The 13,479-nt window shown below is 68.3% G+C and carries 18 protein-coding genes and 1 tRNA gene; 9 read left to right on the plus strand and 10 right to left on the minus strand.

Going from position 1 to position 13,479, the window contains the following annotated elements:
- The first annotated feature begins 165 nt into the window (after positions 1 to 165).
- Positions 166 to 609: a MoaD/ThiS family protein gene (locus C470_RS12380; RefSeq protein ID WP_008367650.1), complete on the plus strand. Its 444-nt coding sequence runs from the start codon at positions 166 to 168 to the stop codon at positions 607 to 609.
- A 576-nt stretch (positions 610 to 1,185) separates the two neighbouring features.
- Here C470_RS12380 and C470_RS12385 read toward each other — a convergent pair.
- The 4 genes from C470_RS12385 to C470_RS12400 all read right to left on the minus strand — a co-directional run bounded on the left by C470_RS12385 (position 1,186) and on the right by C470_RS12400 (position 2,491).
- Positions 1,186 to 1,270: transfer RNA gene (locus C470_RS12385), tRNA-Leu, on the minus strand.
- A 46-nt stretch (positions 1,271 to 1,316) separates the two neighbouring features.
- Positions 1,317 to 1,688: a ferredoxin gene (locus C470_RS12390; RefSeq protein WP_004596745.1), complete on the minus strand. Its 372-nt coding sequence runs from the start codon at positions 1,686 to 1,688 to the stop codon at positions 1,317 to 1,319.
- An 85-nt stretch (positions 1,689 to 1,773) separates the two neighbouring features.
- Complete coding sequence (locus tag C470_RS12395) at positions 1,774 to 2,013, minus strand: DUF7508 domain-containing protein (protein WP_004596742.1); 240 nt, start codon at positions 2,011 to 2,013, stop codon at positions 1,774 to 1,776.
- Positions 2,014 to 2,032: 19 nt separating this feature from the next.
- Positions 2,033 to 2,491 carry a DUF5796 family protein gene (locus C470_RS12400; RefSeq protein WP_007345187.1) on the minus strand — a complete coding sequence of 153 codons (459 nt, stop codon included), beginning with the start codon at positions 2,489 to 2,491 and terminating at the stop codon, positions 2,033 to 2,035.
- Between the two features lie 158 nt (positions 2,492 to 2,649).
- Here C470_RS12400 and C470_RS12405 point away from each other — a divergent pair, with 158 nt between their 5' ends.
- From C470_RS12405 to C470_RS12435, 7 genes are all read left to right on the plus strand, one after another.
- Complete coding sequence (locus C470_RS12405) at positions 2,650 to 4,005, plus strand: hypothetical protein (protein WP_008367651.1); 1,356 nt, start codon at positions 2,650 to 2,652, stop codon at positions 4,003 to 4,005.
- Positions 4,002 to 4,463 carry a hypothetical protein gene (locus C470_RS12410; RefSeq protein WP_004599565.1) on the plus strand — a complete coding sequence of 154 codons (462 nt, stop codon included), beginning with the start codon at positions 4,002 to 4,004 and terminating at the stop codon, positions 4,461 to 4,463. Before C470_RS12405 ends, C470_RS12410 begins: the two co-directional genes overlap by 4 nt.
- Positions 4,460 to 5,086: a hypothetical protein gene (locus tag C470_RS12415; RefSeq protein WP_008367653.1), complete on the plus strand. Its 627-nt coding sequence runs from the start codon at positions 4,460 to 4,462 to the stop codon at positions 5,084 to 5,086. Before C470_RS12410 ends, C470_RS12415 begins: the two co-directional genes overlap by 4 nt.
- Positions 5,087 to 5,179: 93 nt before the next feature.
- Positions 5,180 to 6,172 (plus strand): shikimate kinase, encoded by a 993-nt coding sequence (locus tag C470_RS12420; RefSeq protein WP_008367655.1) that lies wholly within the window; start codon positions 5,180 to 5,182, stop codon positions 6,170 to 6,172.
- A 61-nt stretch (positions 6,173 to 6,233) separates the two neighbouring features.
- Positions 6,234 to 6,527, plus strand: a complete 294-nt coding sequence (locus C470_RS12425) for a chorismate mutase (protein ID WP_004596730.1) — start codon at positions 6,234 to 6,236, stop codon at positions 6,525 to 6,527.
- Between the two features lie 257 nt (positions 6,528 to 6,784).
- Positions 6,785 to 7,015, plus strand: a complete 231-nt coding sequence (locus tag C470_RS12430; RefSeq protein WP_049897956.1) for a hypothetical protein — start codon at positions 6,785 to 6,787, stop codon at positions 7,013 to 7,015.
- 9 nt (positions 7,016 to 7,024) lie between these two features.
- Positions 7,025 to 7,441: a PIN domain-containing protein gene (locus C470_RS12435; protein ID WP_008367665.1), complete on the plus strand. Its 417-nt coding sequence runs from the start codon at positions 7,025 to 7,027 to the stop codon at positions 7,439 to 7,441.
- Positions 7,442 to 7,616: 175 nt separating this feature from the next.
- Here C470_RS12435 and C470_RS12440 read toward each other — a convergent pair whose 3' ends face one another.
- The 3 genes from C470_RS12440 to C470_RS12450 all read right to left on the minus strand — a co-directional run bounded on the left by C470_RS12440 (position 7,617) and on the right by C470_RS12450 (position 8,755).
- Complete coding sequence (locus C470_RS12440) at positions 7,617 to 7,970, minus strand: type II toxin-antitoxin system PemK/MazF family toxin (RefSeq protein WP_007345182.1); 354 nt, start codon at positions 7,968 to 7,970, stop codon at positions 7,617 to 7,619.
- On the minus strand, positions 7,963 to 8,199 hold the full coding sequence (locus tag C470_RS12445; RefSeq protein ID WP_004596726.1) for a hypothetical protein: 237 nt from the start codon (positions 8,197 to 8,199) through the stop codon (positions 7,963 to 7,965). The genes C470_RS12440 and C470_RS12445 overlap by 8 nt, the downstream gene beginning before the upstream one ends.
- 160 nt (positions 8,200 to 8,359) lie before the next feature.
- Positions 8,360 to 8,755 carry a CopG family ribbon-helix-helix protein gene (locus C470_RS12450; RefSeq protein ID WP_004596724.1) on the minus strand — a complete coding sequence of 132 codons (396 nt, stop codon included), beginning with the start codon at positions 8,753 to 8,755 and terminating at the stop codon, positions 8,360 to 8,362.
- A 104-nt stretch (positions 8,756 to 8,859) separates the two neighbouring features.
- Between C470_RS12450 and C470_RS12455 the strand changes: the two genes are divergently transcribed.
- A complete protein-coding gene (locus tag C470_RS12455) occupies positions 8,860 to 9,720 on the plus strand; it encodes a hypothetical protein (protein ID WP_007996702.1) in 861 nt (286 codons plus the stop codon).
- 30 nt (positions 9,721 to 9,750) lie between these two features.
- On the opposite strand, the gene C470_RS12460 is transcribed toward C470_RS12455, so the two are convergent.
- The 3 genes from C470_RS12460 to C470_RS12470 all read right to left on the minus strand — a co-directional run bounded on the left by C470_RS12460 (position 9,751) and on the right by C470_RS12470 (position 13,457).
- A complete protein-coding gene (locus C470_RS12460) occupies positions 9,751 to 10,911 on the minus strand; it encodes an acyl-CoA dehydrogenase family protein (RefSeq protein ID WP_007345179.1) in 1,161 nt (386 codons plus the stop codon).
- A 179-nt stretch (positions 10,912 to 11,090) separates the two neighbouring features.
- Entirely contained in the window at positions 11,091 to 12,311 is a 1,221-nt protein-coding gene (locus C470_RS12465; protein ID WP_008367669.1) for a mandelate racemase/muconate lactonizing enzyme family protein, read from the minus strand.
- A 36-nt stretch (positions 12,312 to 12,347) separates the two neighbouring features.
- A complete protein-coding gene (locus C470_RS12470; RefSeq protein ID WP_008367671.1) occupies positions 12,348 to 13,457 on the minus strand; it encodes a mandelate racemase/muconate lactonizing enzyme family protein in 1,110 nt (369 codons plus the stop codon).
- Between the last annotated feature and the right edge of the window lie 22 nt (positions 13,458 to 13,479).

The raw sequence follows: 13,479 nt of genomic DNA on the forward strand, positions 1-13,479 counted from the left end.
CCTTGCCAGCCCGCTCAGAGATGTGTATAAGAGACAGTTAGCGGACCCCCGGATGCGCTTCGCGCGGTACCGACCGCGACCGGCAGATTCCGCTCGCCTCCAGTCCGTCCTCCCGCGAACATGTTCGTAACCCGGCTTACCCGGCACGGCCGCGTACGCTCGCACATGGCCCAAACCGGCGAGATGACCGACCCGCCCGAGGCGGAGACCGGCGGAGCAGAGGCGGACGCGACCGCGACCGATACGGAGACGACCGTCACCGTGCGGTGTACCGGCCACGTGCGCACGGAGCTGGACGTGTACGAGTTCGAGTACACCTTCGAGGGCGACACGCTCCGCGCGTTCTTAGACGAGCTGTTCGAGGAGTACCCGCAGCTCCAGGACATGCTGATCGCGGAGTCGGAGTCCGACGCGACCCACAGCGGCTGGGCGCCGACGCCGGAGGAGCTGCCGGGCACGTGGTCGAAGAACCCCGTCGGCGAGCAGACCATCGCGTACGCCCGGATCCTCGTCAACGGCCACTTCAACGAGAACGAGAACGGCTTCGACACGAAGCTGGAGGAGGGGGACCGCGTCGCCTTGGTCTACCCGTTCATGTTCTGTTGTTGAACGCGGTATCGGGGCCGCGGCGACCGCCGCCGCCGACTCGGGCGCTATTTATAAACGACAGACCGCCGATCGACAGTGAACGCCACTAACGCCTCTATCGCTTATTTATAACCAACTCACCGTAGCCCGACCGCGGGCATCGCTATCGTGCGGATCGTTCAGTTATAAACGGCCGGGTACGGATCGACGGCGAACACCGATAGGGACTCAGCGGTCTGCTTATAAATAATCGAGCGAAGATCGACCGCGAACACCTCCAAAGCCCCAGTCGCGACTGCCCCTTTGATTCCCGCCCCGCTCCGCACGGCACCTCACGCCTCCCCAGCCTCGTCGGGCGCGTCCGTCGGGCTCCCNGCTCCTCGCGGCCGCCTTCGGCGGCCACTCGGAGGCACGCGCCGACCGCACCGCGGTCTATTTATAAACAATCGTCGTCGCTCGCGGACTGCTCGCCGCAGGAGTGCGGGGGAAGGGATTCGAACCTCAGTCGCTCCCGTTCGCTCGCTCCGCTCGCTCCGTTCCCTGGTTCGAATCCCTTCTGTGCTCGGTGCTGTCGCTCACGTATTGTTCGCGACAGCATGCGGGGGAAGGGATTCGAACCCTCGAACCTCTACAGGAGCGGATCTTAAGTCCGCCGCTTTTGGCCAGGCTCAGCCACCCCCGCGCGGATTCGGCTACCGGCGGCGGGGTGAAACCCCTTTCGGAAATCCCTACCAGTCGACGGAAAGCGTCCCGTCGCCGTGCGGGTCCGGCGCGATCTCCTCGTCCGTCCGGCGGTCGACGACGTGGATCACGCCGGCCTCCTTCTTCGCGGGACAGGCCTCGGCCGCGCGGACGTTCTCCTCCAGATCGTCCTCGCCGATGTAGTACGCCTCGGGCTTCGCCATCCCGCTCACGACGTCCATCACCCAGTTGTCCGCGACCTCGGCGCACTTCCCCGCCCCGAAGCACTTGTTCGCCTCGAAGACGATCTTGTAGGGCTTCTCCTCGATCGGCGGCCCCTCGCCGCCGATGTCGCTGGCGCGGAGCACCTCGTCGCCGCCGTCTGTCGCGGCCTCGTCGCCGTCGGCCTCGTCGCTCATGTCGCTCCCTCGGCGGTCGCGGGCCTTTCGTCTGTCGGTCGTTCCCGCGCGCTCGGGAGGGGTGGGGCCGAGACGGGCGAACCCGTCACTCCTCGACGTGGTCCGCGAGCAGCCGCTCGGCGTGGTCGGGCGAGTCGGCCAGTTCCCAGCGCACCTTCGCGGCGTCGCCGTACGCGAGCGCCTCCTTCAGTTCGTCGCGGAGGACGCCCGTGCCGAAGCCGACCGTGTCCCCGTCCGCGTCGCCGAGTTCGTAGAGCGCGTAGCGGTCCGGGGCGCCCCCGACGGTCGAACGGTCGAGATCGCGCCAGGGTTTCGCCAGGCTCATTTCCGTGACTCCGGCGCGGTCACCGGTGCGCGTCGAGGCCGTCCTCGGGCCCCTCGACGATCTCGTAGCTCCCCTCGGTCCAGCCGTCCTCCACGAAGACGAACACGCGGCCGCCGGCGACCTCGGGGTCGGCGACGACCTCGTTGCGCTGCCCCTCGCGGCCGACGATCACGCCGGGGAACACCTCGTCGCGCTCGCCGTCCTCGACGATGACGCGGCCGACGCCGGACTCCTCGAGGATCTCGTCGTCTGTCTTGTAGTCGTTCACGTACGTCATCACGCCCTCCGTCTCGGTGGGGTCGGTGACGAGGACGTGGGTCTCTTTGCCGGGGCCGGCGGTCACCGTTCCCTCGGCGGACTCGGGGACGCCCCGGTAGAGGGTCGTCCGGCCGTCGAGGTACTCGACGACGACGCCCTCCTCCCGGAGGTCGACGCCGATCGATGTCGGCGGCACGTCGCTGCGTGATGGCGCGGACATACGCGACGCTCGGAGTGCCGGCCTCAAAAGGGACGCGCTCGGCCCTCGCGCCGGAGCGCACCGGACGGCTGCCGGACTCGACCGCCGCGCGACGGGGCGCCCTCAGCCGCGAGAATCGGCGTACCACATTTAAGTTCCTGCCGCGGGGAGTGCGTGTCATGGAACGGACGCGACGGACGCTTCTGGGCGTCGGCGCCGCCATCGTCGGGACCGCCGGGTGTCTCGGCGTCGAGGGCGTCGAGTATCCCGACGCCCCCGCGGGCGCCGACGCGCCGGGCGACGGGGACGACCCCGACGGCGACCCGCCCGAGGACGGCCCTCCCGACGACCCGCCAGAGCAGACCGACGGCGACCCGTCGGCCGCGAACGCCGCGCTCGCGGACGCGACCCGCGCGGTCGTCGACGACGCGGTGTGGTTCGCGACCGAGTACCCGGACGCGGTCGCGACCTACCGCGACGCGGTCGCCGACGCGGCCTCGACCGTCCGGTCGGTCCGCGCGACCGTCGACGCGGAGGCGGAAATCACGTCCGAACAGGTCGACGCGGTCGCGGCCGCGGGCGAGACCGCCGCCGACCGCGCGGCCGAGGCCCTCGAACCGCACTTCTCGCCCGGCCTCCGGATCCGCGCCCGGGTCGACCGACACGTCGAGGTTCTGCGGGAGTTCGCGCCCCGCGGCGACGTCGACCGCGCCCTCGAGGAACTCGACCGGATGCGCACCGGTCTCGCGAGCATCGGCACGGCCACCTACGTCGAGGAGGCGTTCTCTCGAAACCCGATACACAATCGACTGTTCCGCCGGCTGTTGGCGCCGCTGCCGCCGGACGACCCCGAACGCGGTCGCGTCACCGGAGGCACGCTCGTCGAACTCGCCGTCGCGAGCCGCGACTTCACGACGTTCGCGCACCGGCCGTACGACCGCGACGGGGTCGACCGCGACCGGATCCCGCGGATCTACGGCGACGCGTTCGGCTCCGAGCGGCGGCGGGAACTGCGCGCTCGGCTCGGCCCGATCCCGCAGTCGGAAGACCGCACGGAGGAGCTGTTCGTCGCGTTCGCGGACCGCCCTCCCCTGGGGAACCGCCGCCGGGACGCGTTCGAGGGGTGGGCCCGCGAGCTCGACGGAGTCCCGGTCCACGTCCAGCGCTACCCGGACGCCGAGACCGCAGAGGCGCGGCTCTCGACGGCCCTCGACGAGGGGGCGACAGAGGGGCGCGCGCCGATCGACCCCGAGGCCACCCTCGCCGGCTCCGACTTCAGCGGGAACGCGTCCGCCGGAGGGAACGCTTCCGAAACGGACGGCGAATCGGCAGACGGTCCCACCGCCTGGCACCGGTTCTACCACCGCGAGGCGGAGGGCGAACGGTACGGCTTCGACGAGCACGCCGGCGTCCAGTACGGCTACGTCGTCCGGGCGGGCGAGTTCCTGCTCGCGACCGGCTTCTCCGGCGACGCGTGGGAGGAGCGGACCGGCTGGCACGGCCGATTACGGCACGGGTGGGTGACCGGCGCGTGAACGCGAACCAGATCGGCCTCGTGGCCGCGGCGTTCGCCCTCGTCGGCGCCGGCGTCGGCATCGTCGCCGCGGCCGCGACGGGCTGGGCGGAGGCGGCGCTGGCGACCGCCGCGACGGGCGAGACGGCGCGGTTCGGCCCGGTGTTCGTCGCGCAGTCGTACCTCGCGGTGACCGCGACGGTCCTCGTCGCCGCCGTCCCGCTGGCCGGGGTCCTCGGCGTCCTCGTCGGGTCGCGCGCCCGCAGCGTCGTCGCCGCGGCGACGACCTGCGGGCTCGGGACGGGCCTCGGCACGCTGGCGTACGGGCTGATCGCGGTCACGGTAATCGTCGTCTCGCAGGGCGACGCCGCCGCGCAGGCACACGGGCTCGCGGACGCCGCCCTGCCCACGCTCGCGACCGCGTTCGTCGCCGGCGCCGTCGGCGCGTCGACCGGCGTCCTCGGGACGGTGATGCGATGAGCTCCGACCGAGACGGATCGAATCGACCCGACACCCATCGTTCCGGCCGACCGATCCGACGCGCGTCGCGGCGGGGAGTCATCGCGCTCGGCGCCACCGGACTGCTGGCCGGCTGTCTCGTGACCTCGGAGGAAGAGGGCTCCGACACTCGACAGACGGACGACGGAGCGAACGGGAGCGACTCGGACGGCGACGGGTCGAGCAACGACGGGGGATCCGGCGACGACTCGGGAAGCGACGACGCCGGGGAACCGACTCCCGACGAGGTCGAGCCGGACGGCTCGGGACTCGTCGTCACCGAAACCTCCGTCCTGAGCGTGAGCGAGGACCGCGGGCAGACGACGGTCCGGGCTCGGCTCACCGTCCAGAACGCCGGACGCTTCGAGTACGGCGTCGTCGAGCTCCGGGTCGACGCGTACGCGACGCCGGCGGGGACGAGCGACCGCGAGGCCGTCGGCGACGGGGATGTCACGAGGCGGTTCACCGGCGACGACCGGTTCGACGGCTCGCGGCCCCGGCGGTTCACGGTCGAGATCACGTTCCCGGACGATCGGACCAACGTCCGGCCCGACCCGGACCGGTACGCGGTCGACGCGGCGGTCAGGCGCGCCGAGCCGGTCTGAGGCGGTGGGTGGGCCCCGATCGCGGTCCGGTCCGCCCGGGAGAGACTCGCCGTGATCGCTACCTCTTTGTCCGCGCTCGCGAGCCGTGAACCCATGGAGGGACGGGCGGCGGCGCTCGGCGCCGGGACGGTGTTGAACGCGCTCGCGACCGGTACGGGCGCCGCCTTCGGCATCGACGTCGAGACGCGCGCGACGGTCGAACTCGACCCCGCGGCGAACGGCGTCGACGGAGAGATAGCCGAGGACGCCGACGCCGACACCGACCTGATCGAGCGCTGCGTCGCGCTCGCGACCGAGCGCTGGGGCGACGGCGAGGGCGGCCGCGTCCGGACCGACAGCGACGTGCCGCTGGCGGCCGGCCTCAAGAGCTCCAGCGCGGCCGCCAACGCGACCGTCCTCGCGACCTGCGACGCGCTCGGCCTCGCGGTCGGCGACGCCGGCCGCGCAAACGACGACGCGGTCGGTGACGGCGGCCGCGCAAACGACGACGCGGTCGGTGACGGCGGCCGCGCAAGCGACGACGCGGTCGACGACGACCCGGGCGACCCCGCGGTCGACGTCACCCGCCTGGAGGCCTGCCGGCTCGGCGTGCGAGCGGCCCGCGAGGCCGGCGTCACCGTCACGGGCGCGTTCGACGACGCGACCGCGTCGATGCTCGGGGGCGTCACCGTCACCGACAACGACGCGGACGAACTGCGCGTCCGCGAGGCGGTCGACTGGGACGTGCTCGTCTGGACGCCGCCGGAGCGCGCGTACAGCGCCGACGCCGACGTGGCGCGCTGTGAAGCCGTGGCGCCGATGGCGGACCTCGTCGCCGACCTGGCGCTCGACGGCCGGTACGGCGAGGCGATGACCGTGAACGGGCTGGCGTTCTCGGCCGCGCTCGGCTTCGACGCCGACCCCGCCGTGGAGGCGATGCCCCACGCGACCGCCGTGTCGCTGTCGGGCACCGGCCCGAGCGTCGTCGCCGTCGCGGACCCGGCCGACCCCGAGACCGACCTCGACGCGGTCGCCGACGCGTGGGGCGACCGCCCCGGAACGCTGCGACGAACGACGACCAGGAACGACGGCGCGGCCGTCGAGTGAGCGCCAGCGAGTACACCACGGCCCACCCCTGCCACACCACCCACCGACCCACTACCCACCAATGAGCGACACACCCAACGCGGAGGACCGGAGCCTCGACGAACTGCGACACGAGATCGAAGACATCGACCGCGAGATAGTCGAACTGATAGCCCGCCGAACGTACGTCGCCGACACGGTCGCGGCGGTGAAAGAAGAGCGCGACCTGCCGACCACCGACGAGGGACAGGAGGAGCGCGTGATGGAGCGCGCCGGGGAGAACGCCGAGCGCTTCGACGTGGACGCGAACCTCGTGAAGGCGATCTTCCGGCTGCTGATCGAGTTGAACAAGGTAGAACAAAGAGAGAGTCGATAGGCGATAGAACGGCTATTTCGGGTCTTCTAGCCGCATATTAGTGGTGGAGGTGTCGATTCTCGTGTCACCACCCGAATCTTTGGACTCGACGAGCAGCCGGAAGACCGGACACTCGTCTACATTTAGTACGTTCCAGCAACTCCGTTCAAGTACCTCGCCCAGTCTCGGTGAGAGAAACACCGCGAAGCTAGCGGTCAGTTCTTGTTGCTGTGTTCCCACCCAAAGACACAACATACTGTGTACACATAGTTTTCTGTATGCCTAGTATCACCGTCAATGTCGACGACGACCTCAAAGACCAAATGGAGAGACACCCGGAAATCAACTGGAGTGAGGTTACCCGACAGGCCATCCAGGAAAAAATCGAGGCACTCGAAGTGATGGACGAACTCACGTCTGGGAGTGAACTCACCGAGAGCGACGTTGCCGATATCGCCGACAAAATCAACGAGAGCGCGCGCAAGCGCGTCGAAGACGAGTCGGAGTAGCCTCAACGAGTGAAGCTGGTCGTCGATGCCAACGTCGTTATCTCCGCACTCATCGCTGACTCGAAAACTCGTGAACTCATCGTCACACTCGAACCCGACCTCCTGACACCCGAGTTCGTCTACGAGGAGATCGAGAACTACACAGAGTTGATCGTCGAGAAGTCCGGCACGAATCCAGAGCGAGTCGCCAAGTTCGTCGACCTTCTGTTTCAGTATATCGAGGTCGTCCCCGCTAGCAAGTTCTATCCGTATATCGAGGAGGCCGACGCAGCGATCGGTGAGACTGATCCCGACGACGTGCTGTACGTCGCCTGTGCTCTCGCCGGCGATGCAGCCATCTGGAGCGACGACAATGACTTCGACGAGCAAGATGTCGTCGAGGTATATTCGACGACCGATGTGATCGGCACATTCGACACGCGCTAACTAACCGATCATCCTGATTGTAGGTCACAGACGTTTTGTTTATATACACCGTCTAATGAAAGGCGCTGTATCCTGTTCTTAACAGCGTGAATTCATAACCTGACGTTGTTTTCGAAAGAATCCATGGTGGATTTCAGCTACCTGAACAAGGTAGAACAGCGCGAGAGCCGGTAGCTCAGTCGAGGTCGAGACTCAGTTTTAACGCCTCGTCGACCTCGGCCATCGTGGGTCCGTCGAGCGAACCGACGACCGAGTGAATCCGTTTCGGAGCCGAAACGGTTCGGATCTGGTCGAGCCGAATTGACGAGTCGTTTTCGAGCGGCGACCCGTCCGCCTCGACGAACACCTCGAACGGATACTCGCGGTAGGTTCCCGTGACGGGCGCGACGATGGTCGTACTGGAGTTTCGGTTTCCGATATCGTTTTGAACGACTACTGCCGGCCGCGTCTTCTTCATCTCGTGTCCTTCGGCGGGGTCGAGCCGAACGATTACCACGTCGCCCCGTCGCACGTCCGTGCCGTCACTCATCGAGGCGTTCCCACGCTTCGTCGGACGTTCCGCTCCATTCCTCGGCGAGCGCCTCCGCGCTCTCGGAGGCCTCCCGATAGGCGGCCGCCAGCTCGTCGTCGTCCGGCCGGTCGGACTCGACCTCGACGACGGCGACGGTCACGCGCTTGTTCGCGTACTCGGTGCCGAGATACACTCGACCCCGGTCGTCCGTCTCGTTCGTTTTGAGGTCCGTCGCGTCGACTTTCATCGAGGAACGGTACGGACCCGCTGCTAATATGTATTGCCCACTATTACCCACGGACTTCTCGTCGAAGTTACAGAATATCTTATCGATTTCAGCCATCTGAACAAGGTCGAACAGCGGGAGAACCGCTAGCGTCTCCCCAGATCGACGCGGCCCCTCCGACCTACCCGTCCCCGTCGCGGATCAGCATCGTCTTCACCCGGCGCACGGCGTCGAAGTCGCGGAGGCGGTACGTCAGTTCGCGAACGCGCTCGGCGTCCCCGCGGCAGAACAGGGATTCGAGACACCACTCGCCCTGATGGGTGTGGCTCGTGTTGAGGATCACGTCCTGGTACTCGTGTTGGGTGCCGTGGAGCTCTCGGATCACCTCGTGGTGGCGGTAGTCGAAGCCGACGAGCGCGACGACCTCGCCGGTGGTGTCTTCGAGCCGCGAGTGCGACTCGACGAACTCCCGCATCGCCTCCCGCACCGCCCGCGATCGATTCTCGATCCCCTCGTCTCGCCACACGCGGTCGAACTCCGCGACCAGCTCGTCGGGGATGTTGAAACTCGTTCTCATTAGCCCGTCCTCGAACCCGGGGACACAAGAGGCTCCGTATTACGTTTTCCCCGGTTCGGTACTAACAACCGCTAAGCGGACCCGTTCCCGACGCTCGCACACCGATGCTCTCAAGCGAACTGTTCGGCCCGCTTGCGGGCGCCATCCTCCTCGGCGCGGTCCACGGCGTCGAACCGGGACACGGCTGGCCGGTCGCGGCGTCGTACGCGCTCGATCAGACCAACAAGTGGCTGTACGGGTTCGCGGCGAGCACCATCATCGGGCTCGGCCACCTCGTCAGCAGCCTCGCGATGGTGGCGGCGTTCTTCTACGCGAAGAGCTACTTCGATCTCACGCGGGTCAACGAGCCGGTCACGGTGCTCGGCGGCGTTCAGATCGGCGGCCCGGTCAGCCTCGTCGCCGGCGTCCTCCTTATCGGGCTCGGCGTCCGCGAGTACTTCCACGGCCACTCGCACGGCGCTCCCGGTGAGGCGAACGATCACGGCCACGACCACGGGCACCCGCACGAGGGCGACGACCAGCACGGCCACGGGCACCCGCACGAGGGCGACGACCAGCACGAACACGACCATTCACACGGCGGAGCGGGCGACGGCGGCGGACGACTCGCCCGGATAAAAGGCGTGCTCCCGTTCGTCGGCGGTCACTCGCACTCGCACGACGGCTTCGACGAGAGCGCCGACCGGGGGCTCCTCGGCATCGCGTGGTTCGCGTTCGTCCTCGGGTTCGCCCACGAGGAGGAGTTCGAGATCATCGCGCTGTGTGCCGGGTCGAACTACTGTCTCGAACTGATGAGCGCCTACGCGCTCACGGTGATCGCGGGCATCGTCGGACTCACGATGCTCCTGATCGCGGGCTATCACCGCTCTCGCGAGCGCGTCGAGCGGTACACGCCGTACCTGCCCGCGTTCTCCGCGGCGGTTCTCATCGTCATGGGCGTCGGGTTCATCGCCGGCGTGTTCTGAGCCGTCGACGCCCACTCGGGGTTCGCGGCGCTATTGGTACGCCTGTAGCCCGGTAATATCCTCGCCGAGGATCAGGGTGTGGATGTCGTGGGTGCCCTCGTAGGTGTACACCGTCTCCATGTTCGCCATGTGACGCATCGGCGAGTAGTCGGCCGTGATCCCGTTGCCGCCGAGCATCTCTCGGGCGATCCGCGACTGATCGCGGGCGGTGCGGACGTTGTTGCGCTTGGCCATCGAGACGTGCTGCGGCCGCATCTCGCCGGCCTCCTTGAGGTCCGCGAGCCGGTGGGCGAGCAGCTGCGCGAGCGTGATCTGCGTCGCCATCTCCGCGAGCTTCTCCTGTTGCATCTGGAAGCCGCCGATCGGCTTGCCGAACTGCTCGCGGTCGGTGGCGTACTCGCGGGCCACCTCGAAGCAGTCCCGCGCGGCGCCGACCGCGCCCCACGCGATGCCGTAGCGGGCCTGCGTGAGACACGACAGCGGGCCCTTCATCCCCTCGACGCCGGGGAGGCGGTTCTCGGCCGGGACGCGGACGTTCTGGAGGCTGATCTCGCCGGTGATCGACGCCCGGAGGCTGAGCTTCTCGTCGATCTTGTTCGTCGTGACGCCGTCCCGATCGGTCTCGACGAGGAACCCGCGGACCGGCGTCCCCTCCTCGCCGTGGTCCTTCGCCCACACGACCGCGACGTCCGCGATCGGAGAGTTCGTGATCCACGTCTTCGAGCCGTTCAGGACGTACTCGTCTCCGTCCGGCTCGGCCATCGTCTCCATCGCGGAGGGGTTCGACCCGTGCTCCGGCTCCGTGAGCCCGAAGCAGCCGACCGCGTCGCCGGTGCCCAGCCGCGGAAGCCACTCCTCTTTCTGCTCGTCGCTGCCGAACGCGTGGATGGGGTACATCACCAGCGCGCCCTGGACGCTCGCCATCGAGCGGAGCCCGGAGTCGCACGCCTCCAACTCGCGCATCAGCAGGCCGTACGCCGTCTCGCTGACGCCCGGCAGGCCGTACCCCTCGAGGTTCGGTGCGTAAAAGCCCATCTCGCCCATCTTCGGGATGAGCTCCGTGGGGAACGTGCCCTCGATCCAGTGGTCGCCCATGTCCGGGACCTCGCCGTCGACGAACGAACGGGCGGAGTCGACGAGCAGCCGCTCTTCCTCGGACAGGGTCGACTCCATATCGAAGTAATCAAGCATACGATCGCTTGCGATCCCAAGGATAAATAAGTATAGTTGTGTCCGCTCTCCGACCAAAACCGCCGATTTCTCCGGTCGGCCGAGCGGAGCCGAAACGGGTCGCCGGCCGACGGAGACGGCGGGACGCGTCGGCGCCCAAGTCGGGACCGCCGTCGGCTGGGGGAACCGCTCGCGGCGCCTCAGGCCCAGCCGTCGGTCCCGTCGAGCAGGTGCGCCTCGACCACGTCCATGTCGAGTTCGATCCCGAGCCCGGGCGCCTCCGGCACCGCGATGCGGCCGTCCTCGATCAGCGGCTCGTCGCGCGCCAGCAGGTCGTCCCACCAGTCGACCTCCAGCGCGTGGTACTCCAGCAGGTCGAAGTTCGGCGTCGCGGCGCCGAGGTGGACGCACGCCATCGTCCCGACCGGGCTACAGACGTTGTGCGGCGACACCGGCATGTAGTTCTCCTCAGCGCGGTCCGCGATCCGCATCGTCTCCGTGAGGCCGCCGACGGTGGCCGGGTCGGGGGTGACGATGTCGACGCCGTGGTCGTAGATCAGGTCCGACAGCTCGAACACTCGGAAGCGGTTCTCGCCGGTCGCGACGGGGGTCCGCGTCGCCCTCGTCACCTCCTTCTGGGCGTCCATGTTCTCGGGCGGGACGAGGTCCTCGAGCCACATCAGGTCGAACTCCTCGAGCTCGTGGGCGAGCCGCTTCGCGCTCTCGACGGAGTAGTCCCAGTGGCAGTCGAAGGCGAGGTCGATATCGTAGCCGATCTCCTCGCGCACGGCCGCGACGATCTCCTTCTTCTCTCTGATCGCCGCGTTCGTCAGGCGCCCGTTGTACGGGTCGTTCTCGTTGTCGGCCGGCAGGTCGAGGTCGAACTTCAGCGCGGGAAAGCCCATGTCGGTGACGCGGGCGGCCTCGGCGGCGTACGCCTCCGGGGAGTACGCCTCGGCGTCGGCGTAGGCGGTCGCGCCGTCCTCGACCGCGTACGCCTCGCCGGCGTGGCAGTCGCAGTAGAGCCGCACCTCGTCGCGGTACTTCGAGCCGAGCAGCTGGTAGACGGGGAGCCCGAGGATCTTCCCGGCGGCGTCCAGCAGGGCGATCTCGATACCGGACGCCGCGGTGACGACCTTCCCGGTCGTGCCGCCGTGGCCCGACATCTCCTGGAAGATGTAGCGCACGAGGCGCTCGACGTCGAGGGGGTTCTCCCCGACGAGGAAGCGGTTCGTGTACTCGACGAGCTCCGGGACGCCGCCGCCGCGGTACGCCTCGCCGATCCCGGTGACGCCGGCGTCGGTCTCCACCTTGATCAGGTTCCACTCGAAGTTCCCCTCGACGACGCAGGCGTCGAGGCCGGTGATCTGTACGTCTCGGTCCGGGTCGCGGGTGTCGATCTGGTCTGAGTAGTCGCGCATGTGTGGTGGTGTTCGTGTTTCGCTGGTATCGCCGAGTCAGTCGTCTCTGAACCGCTCCAGCGCGTCCTCGTCGAGCGGGACGCCGTGCCCGGGTCGGTCGGGGAGTTCGATGGCCCCGTCGTCGCCGGGCTTCAGCGGGTCGGCGACCACGTCGTCGAACGCCTTCACGTCCATGTCGCGGTAGAAGTACTCCACCCAGAGGCCGTTCTCGACGGCCCCGAGCAGGGAGGCGTGGAGGTTCCAGTTGTAGTGGGGCGCGACCGGGACGTCGTACGCCGAGGCGTGGTTCGCGATCTTCAGCCACTCCGTGATCCCCCCGCAGACCGTGGCGTCGGGCTGGAGGATCGACGCCGCGCCGCTGTCGGCGAGCCGGGCGAAGTTGTGTCGGGTTCCCTCCAGCTCGCCGGTGGCGACGGGGTAGTCGAGCCCGTCGTTCACCTCGGCCATCGTGTCGACGCGGTCGATCATCACCGGCTCCTCGACGAAGTACGGGTCGTACGGCGCGAACGCCCGGCAGTTGCGGAGCGCTTCCGTCGTCGACCCCCAGACCCCGTTGGCGTCGAGCAGGAGGGTCCGGTCGTCGCCGATCTCGTCGCGCACTGCGGCGACGCGCTCGGCCTCCTCGTCGGCCGACAGGCGTCCGACCTTCATCTTCACGACGTCGTGGCCCTCGTCGAGGTAGCGCCGCATCTCGCCGCGGAGCGCCTCGTGGCCCTTCTCGTCGCGGTAGTAGCCGCCGCTGGCGTACGACGGTACCGACTCGGAATGGCCGCCGAGCAGCTTGTGAAGCGGCATCTCCGCGGCCTTCGCCTTCACGTCCCAGAGCGCGATGTCGACGGTGGAGATGGCGCGCAAGAAGAGCCCGGTCCGCCCGATCTGGACGTTCCCCTCGTACATCTCGTGCCACAGGCGCTCGGTGTCGCGGGGGTCTTCGCCGACGAGCAGCGGTTCGAGCAGCGACTCGACCGCGTCGGCGATGAGGCCGGCCCCCTCGTACCCCAGCGAGTAGCCCACCCCCTCGTGGCCGGTATCCGTCCGCACGTACGTGATCGCGTGGTCCCGGTAGGTGAGCGTCCGGTTGGAGAAGGAGACGGGAGACTCCAGCGGGAGCTTGATCGGGAACGACTCCACTTCGGTTATCTGCATGCGTGGGGCGGCGTCACACGGA

Source organism: Halorubrum distributum JCM 13561 (genome assembly GCF_000337395.1).
Taxonomy (GTDB): Archaea; Halobacteriota; Halobacteria; order Halobacteriales; family Haloferacaceae; genus Halorubrum; species Halorubrum distributum.